A 13,294-nucleotide genomic window follows, 5' to 3' on the forward strand; every position below is an offset into this window, starting at 1 on the left:
CTCAAGCCTGCTTGGTCTGGAGAGCCGAGAAGGCCTGGCTCTCCGTTTCCTTGTAGAGGCCCGCGGCCCTGGCGAGCGCCTCGTCCGCCTGCTTCGCGACATGCCTGAGCTGCTCCAGCACCTCGGTCGCCTTGCCCGCGGCCGTCGAGTCATGCTTGGCAACGGAGTGCCCGTACGGGTGGTCGCCGAGCTGCGGGGTCTGGTCCAGCAAGTAGCTCGTCGCCTGCACATCGGCGAGGCCGTTGACCAGCTCGGTCAGCGCGTCCCGGATCGGCTTCACACCCTCCGGGGTGATCTTGAAACCACCGCCCTTCGCCGCGTCGACCAGCTTCTGGGTCTCTGCCGTAACGCCCTGGATGGCACCGAGGTTCATGACGTCCGCGAAGGACCCGCCGCCCCCGCCGTCAGCTATCAACATCGCCGTTCCACCCCGAATCACTTCACCCGTGCGTGTGCACCCGGGAGTCTACTAGCCGGGCACCCTGCGCGACGGCCGTTCACCGATCTTCACCTGGGACGCAGCCGCCGGACGTGCGGTTCCCTCAGAACTGACCTTCGAGCTGCGCGTACAGCTGCTGGGCGAGCCGCGCGTTGTCGGCCGGGGCGTAGGTGATCCAGCGCTGGCCGTCGGCGGCCGCACGGGAGGACATCAGCCAGCGGCCGGACGGGGTGTCGAACCAGGCCAGGGGCGGGAACGTGCCGCCGCGGGTCTGGGCCGTGAACTGCCCGACGCGCTTCTTCGGCTCCTGGAAGACGCGCTCGATCATCCGGAGCTGCGGGCCGCCGCTGCTGCTCTGCGAGCGCGGGCCGCTGACGCCGGCGAAGGGGTCGTACACGTCGTCGCGGCGCTGGCGCGGCTGGGCCGCCGGGCGCGAGATGGTCACCGACTGGCCGGGCGCGGCGGGGGTCAGCGGGAGCAGGTCGACGATCGCCGGCACGATGCCGGTCGGGCGGACCTCCTCGAAGACGATCAGGTTCTCGTCCTGGCGGGCGAGCACCCCGAACTGGCCGTCGGTCGCGACGCGGGCGAACAGGTGACGGTCGCCCAGCTCGGCGGCCGCGTTGATCACCACGCTGCCCCGGACGAAGGTGGCGAGCGCCAGCTCGGCGTCCGGGTCGAGGCGGCCACGGCTCCACAGGCCCCGGCCGGTCAGGTCGCGGACGACGGCGTCGCGGATCATCGCCCGCTGCTCGACCGTCGTGCCGACGTGCGGAACCTCGAACGGCGTCGGCGCGCGGCCCAGCCCGAGCTGTTCGAGCAGGATGTCCACCGCCGCCAGCGACAGCGAGAACGAGTGCGGCATCTTGTCTTCCCCCCGCGGGTGCTTGGCCTGGCCAAAACGGTAGTCCACGGCCCGCCCGCGCCGCAGCCGGATGCTGCGCCCACAGCGAACTCGCTTGCCGCGGCAAGATCGCCGCTGCTGCGATGGAGGCATGGCTGACTCGAAACCCGCACTCGTGCTGCACCTCGCCGCCGGCGGCGAACCGCTGCTGTTCGCGCTGACGACCGAAGAGTCCGGAACCGTGGCGGGCAAGCTCGCCCAGTTCGTGAAGACCGGCGCGGTCGAAACGGTGACCACCAAGGACGACTCGGTGGTCGCGATCAACTTCGCCCACGTGGCGGCCGCGTACATCGACGACCTGAACCGGAAGAGCCGGGTCTTCGGGCTGCACGCCTGACGCACGGCGCGGGCCGGCAGGCCGCCCACCGGCTGCGGGAGGTCCATTCCCGCAGCCGGCGTGGCCAAACCGTTTCGGGCACCTGGCTCAGAGCTTGTACAGGCGCTTCCAGTTCTCGCGCGAGGTCAGCTCCGGCATGGCGCGCTTGTACTGCTCCTGCACCGCCGCGCCTTCCTTGCGCAGCCGCTGGACGACCTTCGCGCCGCGCTTGGCCAGGTCGAACATCTTGACCTTGTCGTAGGCGCGGACGCGGACGCCTTCCTGGTTCGCGTCGGTGACGACGGCCTTGTCGAACAGGGCGATGTGCCACCAGTTCGCCTCGTCGATCGGCACCGCGCCGAGCCCGAAGCGGCTGCGGCCGAGGACCCGGTCGAGGACGCGCTTGATCAGCACCAGGCGCTGCATGCTGGGCCGCGGCGCGCTGTTGATGATGCCGATGTCGTTGGACGCGATGCCCGGGACCTCGGTCGCCTTGTGGCGCTTGGTCTCCGGGTACTCGTCACGGATGCGGCGGATCTCCTTCATCGCCTCGACACCGCCGTCACGCAGGACCTCCGGGCCCTCGAGGAAGTCCTCGACGGCCTTGATCAGCGTGGCCGACAGGCCGTACTGCATGCCGAGCAGGTAGCGGACCAGCTGGGCCAGCAGCACCCGCGAAAGCAGGTTCAGGTTGAACGGCGAGTGCAGCGCGGCGGTGATGATCGAGTTGCGCAGGTTGAAGTACCGGTGCCACTCGTCCCAGTCCTTCATGTGGAAGTCCGCGTGCCACACGCCCGCACCCGGCAGGGTGACGGTCGGGAAGCCGTGCGCGCGGGCGCGGTAGGAGTACTCCGCGTCGTCCCACTGGAAGAAGAACGGCATCGGGTAGCCGGTCGCCTGCACGACCTCGTAGGGGATCAGGCAGGACCACCAGCCGTTGTAGCCGGCGTCGAGACGGCGCTCCTGGCGGTTCGGCTTCAGCGTCTCCTCGTCCACGCCGAGCAGGTCGGCGGTGGTGAGCGAGTGCTCGACCGGCTGGCCGGGCTCGAGCGTGTTGAGCCGCGCGTACTCGGCGCCGACGTGCAGCTGGTTCGGGTGGAACAGGTTGAGCATCTGCCCGCCGACGATGATCGGGTTGGCGGCGCGGTTGGAGAACGCCGTCATCCGGATCACCAGGTCCGGTTCGAGCAGGACGTCGTCGTCCATGAACAGGACGTTCGCGTGCTCGGTGGCGGTGTGGCCAGCCACCTCGTACAGGCCGCGGGTGAAGCCGCCGGCGCCGCCGAGGTTGGGCTGCTTGATGTAGTGCAGCTTGTCGGCGAGGTCCTTGGCGACCTGCTCGAAGCCGTCGCGGGACTCGACGAGGTCGGTGCCCTGGTCGGCGACGTAGATCGCGTCCAGGGTCTCCAGCGACGAGACGTCCGCGGCGAGGGCCTGCAGGTTCTTCAGGCAGTCGTCGGCGCGGTTCATCGTGCAGATCGTCACGGCGGTCGGGCGGATGGTCTCCGGCGCCTCGACCGTCCAGCGGACCTGCTCGACGCGCAGGTTCTGGCCGCCCTCGGTCTCGAGGTCGAGCCAGAGCGCGCCACCGTCGTAGAACTTGTCGAGGTTGCCGGTCAGCGCCACCTTGACCTGCTTGGCGTCGGTGACCTGCTCGGCGGCCACCACGCGGGGCTCGCCCTCGACGTCGGACGCGCCCATCGACAGCAGGCCGGTGCCGGTCACGACGGCCTCGACCGAGACCTCGGTGACGGTCGTCCAGCGCTGCCAGTAGCTGGCCGGGAACCGGCCGAAGTACGTGTTGCCCGACACCTTGGAGGCGGGCTCGAGGCTGATCACCGCACGTTCCCGCACGGCCGAGCCCCATTCGAGCTCGGCGTAGAGGTCCTTGCTGACGATCGGCGCCGGACCGGCGTAAAGGCCGCGCTGCGCCGTCAGGCGACCCTGCGGAGTGTGCTCGGTGAACCGCGTCTCGGCGGCCGCGCCGGCTTCGGTGGTCGGCGCCGGGGTGGCTGTTTTACCGGGCATGAAGTTCCTCAGTTCTCCTCAGTCGACGGCTCGCGGAAGACGACCCACTTGAGCATCACGAAATTGATCACCGTGGCAGTCGCCTGCGACACGGCCCAGCACAGCGTGTGCTGCCACGCGGACTCCGGCAGCACCTGCAGCATGAGCTGGTTCACCCCGACCGCGACGAAGAACGTCACGGTGTAGAGCAGGACGAACGAGCCGATCTGCGCCTTCCCGTCCCGGCGCCCGCCGGAGAAGGTGAACTTCCGGTTCAGGAAGAACGCCGTGGTGGTGCCCACGATGAAACTGATAGCGCGGGCGACGTCGACCCACGGTGAAGTGGCCATCCCGGCCACCTGGGTCAGCAGCGTGTACGTGCCCAGGTCGACCAGGGCGCAGAAGCCGCCGATCAGGGCGAAGCGAATGAGCTGCCCGAGCAGTCCGATGGAGGGCTGCTGGCCAGCTGCGATGTCGGCTTGCGGATCGGTCGCCACCACTGCATTACCTCGTTGCCTGAGTCATGGTCACCCGCGCGGGCGCTTGTGCCTTGATGCGCAAAGTGTAGAAGCGAGCACTTCAGGGTCACGTTCCGGGCGTCGTTCGGCGTGGCTACCCTGGTCGGGTGACCCCAGGACTCGAGACCCAGCGTCGCACGCTCACGGGCTGGGCGCGGACGGCGCCGACCACCGCGGACGTGCTGCGCACCGAAGACGTCGAGGTCATCGCCCGTGCCGTGACCCAGGCCGGCGAGCGCGGTGTCATCGCCCGCGGCCTCGGCCGGTCCTACGGCGACCCGGCGCAGAACGCGGGTGGCCTCGTCCTCGACATGACCGCGCTCAACCGGATCCACTCGATCGACCCGGACTCCGCACTCGTCGATGTCGACGCCGGCGTGAGCCTCGACCAGCTGATGCGCGAGGCGCTGCCGTACGGCCTGTGGGTCCCGGTGCTGCCGGGCACGCGCCAGGTGACCGTCGGCGGCGCGATCGCCAACGACATCCACGGCAAGAACCACCACAGCGCGGGCAGCTTCGGCAACCACGTCGTGTCGATGGACCTGGTCACCGCGGACGGCAAGGTCCGCACGCTGACGCCGGAGGGCCCGGACGCCGAGCTGTTCTGGGCGACCGTGGCGGGCATCGGCCTGACCGGGGTCATCGTCCGCGCGACGATCCGGATGACCAAGACCGAGACCGCGTACTTCCTCGCGGACAACGAGCGCACGAACAACCTCGACGAGACGCTCGAGCTGGTCAGCAACGGCTCCGACGACAACTACACGTACTCGTCGGCGTGGTTCGACACGATCTCCACGGGCTCGAAGCTCGGCCGCGCCGCCTTCGGCCGCGGCTCGCTCGCCAAGCTGGACGAGCTGCCGCCCAAGCTGCGCGCGAACCCGCTCAAGTTCGACGCCCCGCAGCTGGCGACGCTGCCGGACGTCTTCCCGAACGGCCTGGCCAACAAGCTGACCTTCGGCGGCATCGGCGAGCTGTACTACCGGAAGACGCCGAAGGAAGCCCGCGGTGTCGTCCAGAACCTCACGGCCTTCTACCACCCGCTCGACATGTTCGGCGAGTGGAACCGCGCCTACGGCTCCAAGGGCTTCCTGCAGTACCAGTTCTCGACGCCGTTGAACGCGCACGAGCCGCTGCGCAGGATCGTCAAGAAGATCGCCGAGTCGGGGCACGTCTCCTTCCTCAACGTGTTCAAGCGGATGGGTGAGGGCAACGCGGCGCCGCTGTCGTTCCCGCACCCCGGCTGGATGGTCTGCGTCGACTTCCCGATCAAGGACGGCCTGAGCCGGTTCTGCCAGGAGCTCGACGACGACGTCCTCGAGCTCGGCGGGCGGTTGTACACCGCGAAGGACTCGCGCACCTCGCCCGAGACGTTCGCGAAGATGTACCCGCGCCTCGAAGAGTGGCGCAAGGTCCGCGCCGCCGTTGACCCCGAAGGCGTTTTCGCCTCTGACATGAGCCGGAGGCTCGAGCTGTGATCGACGCTGTTGGCAACCCCCAGTCCCTGCTGCTGCTCGGCGGCACGTCCGACATCGCGCTGGCGATCGCCGAGCAGTACCTGGCCGAGAAGCCGCTGCGGGTCGTGCTCGCGGCGCGCCCGTCGCCGCGGCTCGACGCGGCCGCGCAGCGCCTGAAGGACAAGGGCGCCGAGGTGTCCACTGTGGACTTCGACGCGAAGGACCTGGCGTCGCACCCCGCCGTGCTGGACAAGGCGTTCGAGAGCGGCGACATCGACGTCGCGGTGGTCGCGTTCGGCCTGCTCGGTGACGCCGAGGAGCTGTGGCAGGACCACACGAAGGCCGTCGAGGCGGCGACGGTGAACTACACCGCCGCGGTGTCGGTCGGCGTGGCGCTGTCGGAGAAGCTCAAGGTCCAGGGCCACGGCACGGTCATCGCGCTGTCGTCGGTGGCGGGTGAGCGCGTCCGGCGCTCCAACTTCGTCTACGGCTCGTCCAAGGCCGGCTTCGACGGCTTCTACCTGGGCCTCGGCGAGGCCCTCGCGCCGCACGGCGTCCAGGTGACGGTCGTCCGCTCGGGCCAGGTGCGCACGAAGATGACCGACGGCATGAAGGACGCCCCGCTCACCCAGAACGCCGACCAGGTCGCGGCACAGGCCGTCGCGGCGGCCCGCGCGGGCAAGGACCTGATCTGGGCGCCCGCGCCGTTCCGCCTGGTGATGTCGGCGCTGCGGCACGTCCCGCGGCCGATCTTCCGCAAGCTCCCGATCTGAGTTCTCCACCCGAGGGTTGACCCCGAGCTCCATCCGGGACCGGTCCCCACGCCGATGTGCCGCGGTCGCCGTCGGAACAGGCTGTCACCATGACAACCACGACGAGCGACCGCGGTGGGCTGACGATGCTCCTCCGCGACGTCGCGCTCCCGATGGCCCTCTTCTACGTCCTGCGCTCCTTCGACGTCGACGCGCTGTGGGCGCTGCTGGTCAGCGCCGTGCCGGTGGTGCTGCGGGCCGGTCACGTGCTGGTCCGGCACCGCCGGATCGACCCGCTCAGCGCGTTCGTGCTGGCGGTGCTGCTGGTCAACGGCGCGGTGGCGCTGATCTCCGGCGACCCGCGGCTGCTGCTGGTCCGCAGCGCCTGGGTCGGGCTGCTGCTCGGCGGGCTGATGCTGGTCAGCCTGGTCACCGGCCGCCGGCCGTTCCTGTTCCGGATGATCTGCACGCTCCAGCCGGCCCGCGCCGGTGAGCTCGAAGCGCGCTGGGCCGCCGACGAGGACTTCCGGCAGCAGTGGCGCTCGGTCACGCTCTGGTGGGGCGTCGGCGGCCTGCTGCTGGGCTGCGTCGTCGTGCTGATGGCGTTCACGCTCCCGGTGGACGTCGTGCCGGTCCTCGACACCGTGCTCACCGCCGGCGGCCTGGTGCTCGGCGCGAAGGTCACGCGGAAGCGGTTGACCGCCGGCATCAACCGGACGGTTGATGCCTGACCACCAGCTCGACGATGGTGGTGGCCCCGCCGGTCCGCGATGCTCGGGGCCATGGGGAAATCGCTGGTCGCGCTGCTCTGTGACATCGCCGCGCCGGTCGGCGGTTACTACCTGCTGCGGGCGTTCGACGTCGCGCCGGTCTGGGCCCTGACGCTCAGCGGCCTCCCGCCGGCGCTGCGGGTGCTGTACCTGGCGGTGCGGCACCGGCGCGTCGACGGCATGGGGGTGTTCGTGCTGCTCATCGTCGCGCTCGGCCTGGCGACCACGCTGCTGACCGGCGACGCGCGGCTGCAGCTGGTCCGCGGCGCGTGGTTCAGCGTGCTGATCGGCGTCTGGATGCTGGCGAGCCTCCGCGTCGGCCGCCGCCCGACGACCTACCAGGCGACGCTGGCGCTGGTGCCCGGCCGCGCCGACGAGCTCGAGGCGCGCTGGGCGGACACGCCGTCGTTCCGGCGCGTGTGGCGGGTGCTGACGGTCGTCTGGGGGGTCGGCGGGCTGGTGCACAGCGGGCTGAGCATCGTCATGGCGTACTCGCTTCCGGTGGACGTGGTGCCCGGACTCGATACGGTGCTCTCCATCGCGAGTTTTGTGGTGCTCCAGGTGGTCACCCAGGTCATGCTCGCGCGGGAGGGCACGATGAACCGCATGTGGGCACGCCGATGATCGAGATCCCGCCACCCGGCGAATACCGGCTGGACCCGGCGCGCTGCCGGATCGGCGTCTCCGGCACGCACCTCTTCGGAATGTCCACTGTGGACGGCGAGTTCCCGTTGGCGGGCGGGGTGGTCGTGGTCGCCGACCCGGTGACGGAGTCGCGGGTGACGGCCGAGATCGACGCGAGCGGCCTCAAAACGGGCGACCGCCTGCGTGACACGGAGCTGCAGTCACGGCGGTTCCTCCACGGCCGCGAGCACCCGCTCATCACGTTCACCGAAGGCCGGCCGGTGGCGGACGGGCCGCGGTGGCTGCTCGAGGGCGTCGTCACGGTTCGCGGAACCGCGGCCCGCGTCCAGTGCGCGATCGACGCGGTCCAGGTGTCCCCCGAGGGCTTCTCGGCCCGCGCGGCGACGGTGGTGGACCGGTTCGCGTTCGGCCTGACGTACGGGAAACGGCTGGGCGGCCGGGAGTTCACGCTGACGCTGGACGTCACCGCCGTCCGGAGCTGACGCTCAGCTCCCGGCCGCGTGCGCGGGCACCAGGTACAGGTTCTGGGTGCCCATCCACGGCGAGTCGATCCGCCAGCTCGCCAGCGCCGTCGAGGGCGGGGCGCGGCGGGTCGTCGTCAGGACCAGGTCCGGGCTGATCGGGGCGACACTGTGGTCGAAGTTGTGGAAGTTCGCCTCCAGCAGCGCCCGGCCGACTTCGCCGCTGCGGCGTTTCGTCTCGGTGATCGCGGGGTCGACGGCGCCGCGGTCGGAGAACTCGTCGACCAGCTCGCAGTCGCACGCGTACGCCAGCGCGCCGACCTCACCCGCCGTCTCGACCTTGCGGCCGTGGGCGATCTCGGCCAGCTCCTGGCCGATCTCGCGGTACTCGGTCGTCGACGCGTGGTTGCTGGTGATCGGCGCGAACTGGCGCGGGAGGCCGGGCAGCGCGTACGCCGCGACGCTCACCGCGAGCACCGCGCCGGCCGCTGTCCACGTCCCGCGGCGCACGCGCTCGGGGACCGCCGAGGCGCAGGCGGCGAGGAAGATCGTCGCGCCGATGATGCTGGGCGCGTAGTACCAGTGGTACGGCGGCACGCCCAGCCGGCTGTAGGCCACGTAGTGCAGGGCGCCCGCGACGGCCAGCGCCGCGAACGGCGTCAGGCGCCGGGCGGTCTCGGACCCGCGGCGGAACAGGATGACCCAGGCCACGCCCGCCACGCCGGCGAGCAGCAGCGGCAGGAACGAGAGCGTGGCCTGGACCGGGAAGTTGCGCCAGTACAGGAGCGGGCCGTTGGTGAAGCTGAACGGCCCCCACGACTGCTGGCTGATCTTGATGACCAGCGTGTCCGGCACCGCCGAGCCGAGCACGACCCAGCTGAAGCCGAACCACGGCAGCGTCACCGCGAGGGCGGCGAACGCCGTGCGCCAGATGCCGGTCCAGAACTCGCGGCGGGCGGCGAACAGGACGGCCGCGATGAGCAGCAGGTCGATCCGGACCAGGGCGAGCAGCCCGATCACCACACCGAGCCGGCCGGCCTTGCGCTCCCCCGCGTAGACGAGCGTCCAGACGACCCCGGTGGCGCCGAGCGCGACCTCCAGCCCGATCGACGACAGCAGCAGCGGGTTGACCAGCAGCAGCCCGAACGTCAGCGGCGCGAACGCCGGGGGCAGGCCGGTGCGCTCGCCCAGCCGCCGCAGGCCCAGCACGAGCAGCACCTGCGCGGCGACGAAGACCACCCCGGCGGCCAGCACGGCGTCGCGGACGACGAAGGTGACCGCGCCGAGGGCCAGGACGTTCAGCGGCGACGTCGCGGTGTTCGCCGTCCCCTGCTCGATCAGGCCCCAGTGGCCGTGGAAGGCGAGGTTCTTCGCGTACGACAGCGTGATGTAGGTGTCATCGATGAGGTGGCTGCTGACCAGGGCGAACACCAGGGCGGAAGCCGCCGCGGCCCCGGCCGGCAGGGCCCACGAACGGGCGACGGGCAGGGCCGCCGGCAGCGCACCGGCGGCCTTCGGGAGTCCTGCGGAGGCGCTTCGCATCCCGGACACCGTACCCCGGCCGTGATGCTTCTGTGATCTGAGTGGGGTGCGGGTGGCTCACCCCACAGCGGTCAGATGCCGTTCCCGGAGCCGGAGTCGCCCGAGTTTCCCCCGCCGCGGCCGGGGAAACCGCGGCCGTCGGGGCCCTGGTTGGGGCCGTTGTACTGGCGGTGGATGCCGGGACGGCCGTCGCGTGGGCCATGGCTGGTCGCGGCGGCGATCCCGCCGACGACGCCACCGCCGATCAGCAGGCCGAGAACGCCGACACCGACGAGCTGGGTGGCCCGATGGCCGACGAAGCGCCGGAAGCCGCCGGGCTGCCGCTGGGCGGCTTGGGGCGCGCCCCAGGCGCCGTAGGCCTGGCCGGGGCCGGGCTGGGAGAGCTGAGGGGTGGGCGGCACCGGGGGCGGCAGCTGGCCGCCGGACGGGGTGGCACCGGGCTGCGGGTGCGCGGTGGTCGCGTCGGCGGCCGGAGGCGCGGGCTGACCTGGCGCGGCGGCGGTCGGCTGCTCGGCGGCGGCGGGTTGGGCTTGGGTCGGCTGGTCGGGGGCCGACGCAGCCGTGGGCTGCTCAACGGTCGGTTGCTCCGCGCCCGCGTCGGGCGGGACCTGCTTCGGGTCGCGCGGCTGGTCGTTCATGGTCGCTCCTGTGGTGGTCACGGGGACGGGCGCACTGCCCGCCCCCACCACCTCAGGGTGACCCCGTCAGCTGTGCTGAACCTGAAGCCAACCTGTCGATCCGCAATGAGACGTCACAGGTAGAACGACAGGAACAGCGTGGCCACCCACGTTGCGCCGAGCACCTGGAGCACGCGGTCCTTGAGCGCGATCTCCTCCGGCTCGCCCGCGATGCCGCCGTCGACGTCCACCGCGTAGCGCAGCACCGCCACCACGAACGGCACCATCGAGATCAGCGCCCACACCGAGTTGTGCTCGGTCTGGCGGATCTCGAACGCCCACAGGCAGTACGACATGATCAGGATCGCCGCCGACGTCGCCCAGACGAACCGCAGGTAGCTGGCCGAATACTTCTTCAGCGACGAGCGGATCTTCGCGCCCGTGCGCTCGAACAGCATGATCTCCGCGTAGCGCTTGCCGGCCACCATGAACAGCGAGCCGAACGCCGTGACCAGCAGGAACCACTGCGAAAGCGCGAGGCCGCCCGCGACACCGCCGGCGATCGAGCGCATCAGGAAGCCCGAGCCGACGATGGCCAGGTCGACCACCGGCTGGTGCTTGAGGCCGAAGCAGTAGCCGAGCTGGACGGCCTCGTAGACGCCCAGCACGACCGCCAGCTGCCAGCTGGCCAGGAACGACACGCCGAGACCGGCCAGGAAGAACACGACCGCGGCCCCGTACGCGACGGGCACCGGCACGATCCCGGCCGCGATCGGCCGGTTGCGCTTGGTCGGGTGGGCCCGGTCGGCCTCGACGTCGACGGCGTCGTTGATGAGGTAGACCGAGCTCGCCACCAGGGAGAAGGCCACGAAGGCGACGATCGCGTCGAGCAGCAGGCCCGTGCGGTCGGTCGACTTCGAGAAGGCGAAGAACGGGGCCGCGAAGACCAGCACGTTCTTGACCCACTGGCGCGGCCGCGCCGTCTTGATGACGCCGCCGACCAGGCCGAACGGCCCACGGGCGGCAGTCGCCGTCTCCACCGCGGCCGGGGTCTCCGGCGCTTCGGGAGTCACGGCCGCTTCGTCGCTTTTGCGCTGCTCGGTCGTCTCGCTCATGGGTTCTTCTTCAGCTTCCGTCGTATCAGACCACCGACGAGCCCCCCGAGGGCCGCACCGGCCAGAACGTCTGTCGGATAGTGAACGCCGAGCACGAGCCGCGAGGCGAGCATCGGCGGTACCAGGGCGGGCACCAGGTTACGCCCGGTCAATCCGGAGTAGAGCACCGCCGCCGCCGTAGTGGACGTCGCGTGCGACGACGGGAAGCTCAGCTTGCTCGGCGTGCCGACGAGGACCTCCACGCTCGGGTGGTCCGGTCGCGGCCGCCTGACCACGCGTTTCACCGCGATGGACGCGGCGTGCGCGCCGACGACACCCGCCGACGCGACCAGCCAGTCCTTGCGCCGCTTCTTGTCGACCACGGCGCCGAGCAGGCCCAGGCCGAACCAGCCGATGGCGTGCTCGCCGAAGTGCGACATGCCGCGCGCGGCTTTCACCGAAACGTCACTCTTCAGAAAGCCCTGGGTCTTCGAGAGGACGGCCACCTCGCCCGTCGGGGCGCCCTTCTCAAGCATCGAGGGACCCGTCGAGCGGCGCGCCGTCGGTCAGGTGCGGGGCGATCTTGTTGTCGAACGCCGAGAGCGCCGAGCCGATGGCCATGTGCATGTCGAGGTACTTGTACGTGCCGAGCCGGCCGCCGAACAGGACGTTCTTCTCGCGCGCCTCGACCTTGGCCAGCTCGCGGTAGGCCTCGAGCTTCTCGCGGTTCTCCGGCGTGTTGATCGGGTAGTACGGCTCGTCGTTCTCGTCCGCGAAGCGCGAGTACTCGCGGAAGATGACCGTCTTGTCCTTCGGGTAGTCCCGCTCCGGGTGGAAGTGGCGGAACTCGATGATCCGGGTGTACGGGACTTCCTGGTCGTTGTAGTTGACGACCGAGGTGCCCTGGTAGTCGCCGGTCCCGGCGACCTCGGACTCGAAGTCGACGGTGCGCCAGGTGAACCGGCCCGCCGAGTAGCCGAAGTAGCGGTCCAGCGGACCCGTGTAGACGGTCGGGGTGCCGGCCGGGATGTGCTCGCGGACGTCGAAGTAGTCGACGTTCAGCCGGATCTCGATGTTCTCGTGCTCGGCCATCTTCTCGAGCCACGCGGTGTACCCGTTGACGGGCAGGCCCTCGTAGGTGTCGTTGAAGTACCGGTTGTCGAAGTTGTACCGGACCGGCAGGCGCGTGATGATGTTCTCGCCCAGGTTCTTGGGGTCGTTCTCCCACTGCTTCGCGGTGTACCCGCGGATGAAGGCCTCGTAGAGGGGACGGCCGACCAGCGAGATGGCCTTCTCCTCGAGGTTCTGCGCGTTCGCCGTCTCGAACTCGGACGACTGCTTGGCGATCAGCTCGCGCGCCTCGTCCGGGGTGTGGGACTTGCCGAAGAACTGGTTGATCAGGGCCAGGTTCATCGGGAACGAGTAGACCTGGTCCTTGACCCGCGCGAACACGCGGTGCTGGTAGTTGGTGAACCCGGTGAACCGGTTCACGTACTCCCAGACGCGCTTGTTCGAGGTGTGGAACAGGTGCGCGCCGTACTTGTGCACCTCGATCCCGGTCTCGGGCTCGGCCTCGGAGTAGGCGTTGCCGCCGATGTGGCTACGCCGCTCGAGGATGAGGACCTTCTTGCCCAGCTCGGCCGCGGCCCGTTCGGCGACGGTCAGGCCGAAGAAACCGGACCCGACGACGACGAGGTCGTAACCTGCGAAATCGTCTTCAGTAATCTTGGCGGGGTTCGTGTGCGCGCTCACGGGCGTCGAGGGTACGCAGG

The 13,294-nt window shown here is 70.3% G+C and carries 15 protein-coding genes; 6 read left to right on the plus strand and 9 right to left on the minus strand.

The genetic code is table 11. From position 1 onward, the window contains the following. Position 1 precedes the first annotated feature (1 nt). Positions 2 to 418 (minus strand): hypothetical protein, encoded by a 417-nt coding sequence (locus ACZ63E_RS40640; RefSeq protein ID WP_465341640.1) that lies wholly within the window; start codon positions 416 to 418, stop codon positions 2 to 4. A gap of 124 nt (positions 419 to 542) precedes the next feature. Further along, a complete protein-coding gene (locus ACZ63E_RS40645; protein WP_465341641.1) occupies positions 543 to 1,304 on the minus strand; it encodes an ESX secretion-associated protein EspG in 762 nt (253 codons plus the stop codon). A 130-nt stretch (positions 1,305 to 1,434) separates the two neighbouring features. Here ACZ63E_RS40645 and ACZ63E_RS40650 point away from each other — a divergent pair, with 130 nt between their 5' ends. Then, complete coding sequence (locus ACZ63E_RS40650; protein WP_465341643.1) at positions 1,435 to 1,680, plus strand: hypothetical protein; 246 nt, start codon at positions 1,435 to 1,437, stop codon at positions 1,678 to 1,680. Positions 1,681 to 1,767: 87 nt separating this feature from the next. On the opposite strand, the gene ACZ63E_RS40655 is transcribed toward ACZ63E_RS40650, so the two are convergent. Continuing rightward, positions 1,768 to 3,687 carry a glycosyltransferase gene (locus tag ACZ63E_RS40655; protein WP_465341645.1) on the minus strand — a complete coding sequence of 640 codons (1,920 nt, stop codon included), beginning with the start codon at positions 3,685 to 3,687 and terminating at the stop codon, positions 1,768 to 1,770. Between the two features lie 8 nt (positions 3,688 to 3,695). Further along, positions 3,696 to 4,166 carry a GtrA family protein gene (locus tag ACZ63E_RS40660; protein WP_465314027.1) on the minus strand — a complete coding sequence of 157 codons (471 nt, stop codon included), beginning with the start codon at positions 4,164 to 4,166 and terminating at the stop codon, positions 3,696 to 3,698. A gap of 125 nt (positions 4,167 to 4,291) precedes the next feature. Here ACZ63E_RS40660 and ACZ63E_RS40665 point away from each other — a divergent pair, with 125 nt between their 5' ends. From ACZ63E_RS40665 to ACZ63E_RS40685, 5 genes are all read left to right on the plus strand, one after another. Beyond that, entirely contained in the window at positions 4,292 to 5,662 is a 1,371-nt protein-coding gene (locus ACZ63E_RS40665) for an FAD-binding protein (RefSeq protein WP_465341646.1), read from the plus strand. Then, positions 5,659 to 6,414, plus strand: a complete 756-nt coding sequence (locus ACZ63E_RS40670) for a decaprenylphospho-beta-D-erythro-pentofuranosid-2-ulose 2-reductase (protein WP_465341648.1) — start codon at positions 5,659 to 5,661, stop codon at positions 6,412 to 6,414. Before ACZ63E_RS40665 ends, ACZ63E_RS40670 begins: the two co-directional genes overlap by 4 nt. 89 nt (positions 6,415 to 6,503) lie before the next feature. After that, positions 6,504 to 7,124 (plus strand): VC0807 family protein, encoded by a 621-nt coding sequence (locus ACZ63E_RS40675; RefSeq protein WP_465341650.1) that lies wholly within the window; start codon positions 6,504 to 6,506, stop codon positions 7,122 to 7,124. Positions 7,125 to 7,175: 51 nt separating this feature from the next. After that, positions 7,176 to 7,787 (plus strand): VC0807 family protein, encoded by a 612-nt coding sequence (locus tag ACZ63E_RS40680; protein WP_465314023.1) that lies wholly within the window; start codon positions 7,176 to 7,178, stop codon positions 7,785 to 7,787. Beyond that, positions 7,772 to 8,290 (plus strand): YceI family protein, encoded by a 519-nt coding sequence (locus ACZ63E_RS40685; RefSeq protein ID WP_465341652.1) that lies wholly within the window; start codon positions 7,772 to 7,774, stop codon positions 8,288 to 8,290. The genes ACZ63E_RS40680 and ACZ63E_RS40685 overlap by 16 nt, the downstream gene beginning before the upstream one ends. 3 nt (positions 8,291 to 8,293) lie before the next feature. Here the strand turns inward: ACZ63E_RS40685 and ACZ63E_RS40690 are convergent, their stop codons facing one another. From ACZ63E_RS40690 to glf, 5 genes are all read right to left on the minus strand, one after another. Further along, positions 8,294 to 9,811 carry a hypothetical protein gene (locus tag ACZ63E_RS40690; RefSeq protein ID WP_465341653.1) on the minus strand — a complete coding sequence of 506 codons (1,518 nt, stop codon included), beginning with the start codon at positions 9,809 to 9,811 and terminating at the stop codon, positions 8,294 to 8,296. Positions 9,812 to 9,882: 71 nt separating this feature from the next. Beyond that, the gene (locus ACZ63E_RS40695) at positions 9,883 to 10,449 is read right to left on the minus strand and encodes a hypothetical protein (protein WP_465341655.1); all 567 of its coding nucleotides are present in this window, start codon (positions 10,447 to 10,449) and stop codon (positions 9,883 to 9,885) included. A gap of 113 nt (positions 10,450 to 10,562) precedes the next feature. Next, positions 10,563 to 11,543, minus strand: coding sequence for a decaprenyl-phosphate phosphoribosyltransferase (locus ACZ63E_RS40700; protein WP_465341656.1), 981 nt, complete (start codon positions 11,541 to 11,543; stop codon positions 10,563 to 10,565). Further along, the gene (locus ACZ63E_RS40705; protein ID WP_465341658.1) at positions 11,540 to 12,058 is read right to left on the minus strand and encodes a phosphatase PAP2 family protein; all 519 of its coding nucleotides are present in this window, start codon (positions 12,056 to 12,058) and stop codon (positions 11,540 to 11,542) included. The genes ACZ63E_RS40700 and ACZ63E_RS40705 overlap by 4 nt, the downstream gene beginning before the upstream one ends. After that, positions 12,051 to 13,274 carry a UDP-galactopyranose mutase gene (gene glf, locus ACZ63E_RS40710; protein ID WP_465314017.1) on the minus strand — a complete coding sequence of 408 codons (1,224 nt, stop codon included), beginning with the start codon at positions 13,272 to 13,274 and terminating at the stop codon, positions 12,051 to 12,053. Before glf ends, ACZ63E_RS40705 begins: the two co-directional genes overlap by 8 nt. Between the last annotated feature and the right edge of the window lie 20 nt (positions 13,275 to 13,294).

It is taken from the genome of Amycolatopsis sp. NPDC104819, assembly GCF_055583145.1.

What these genes read in the sequence shown, in the direction of transcription:
- ACZ63E_RS40700 (WP_465341656.1), bottom strand. Translation starts at nt 11,543, where the DNA reads ATGAGCGAGACGACCGAGCAGCGCAAAAGCGACGAAGCGGCCGTGACT.
- ACZ63E_RS40690 (WP_465341653.1), bottom strand. Translation starts at nt 9,811, where the DNA reads ATGCGAAGCGCCTCCGCAGGACTCCCGAAGGCCGCCGGTGCGCTGCCG.
- ACZ63E_RS40655 (WP_465341645.1), bottom strand. Translation starts at nt 3,687, where the DNA reads ATGCCCGGTAAAACAGCCACCCCGGCGCCGACCACCGAAGCCGGCGCG.
- ACZ63E_RS40695 (WP_465341655.1), bottom strand. Translation starts at nt 10,449, where the DNA reads ATGAACGACCAGCCGCGCGACCCGAAGCAGGTCCCGCCCGACGCGGGC.
- ACZ63E_RS40705 (WP_465341658.1), bottom strand. Translation starts at nt 12,058, where the DNA reads ATGCTTGAGAAGGGCGCCCCGACGGGCGAGGTGGCCGTCCTCTCGAAG.
- ACZ63E_RS40675 (WP_465341650.1), top strand. Translation starts at nt 6,504, where the DNA reads ATGACAACCACGACGAGCGACCGCGGTGGGCTGACGATGCTCCTCCGC.
- ACZ63E_RS40680 (WP_465314023.1), top strand. Translation starts at nt 7,176, where the DNA reads ATGGGGAAATCGCTGGTCGCGCTGCTCTGTGACATCGCCGCGCCGGTC.
- ACZ63E_RS40640 (WP_465341640.1), bottom strand. Translation starts at nt 418, where the DNA reads ATGTTGATAGCTGACGGCGGGGGCGGCGGGTCCTTCGCGGACGTCATG.
- ACZ63E_RS40650 (WP_465341643.1), top strand. Translation starts at nt 1,435, where the DNA reads ATGGCTGACTCGAAACCCGCACTCGTGCTGCACCTCGCCGCCGGCGGC.
- ACZ63E_RS40645 (WP_465341641.1), bottom strand. Translation starts at nt 1,304, where the DNA reads ATGCCGCACTCGTTCTCGCTGTCGCTGGCGGCGGTGGACATCCTGCTC.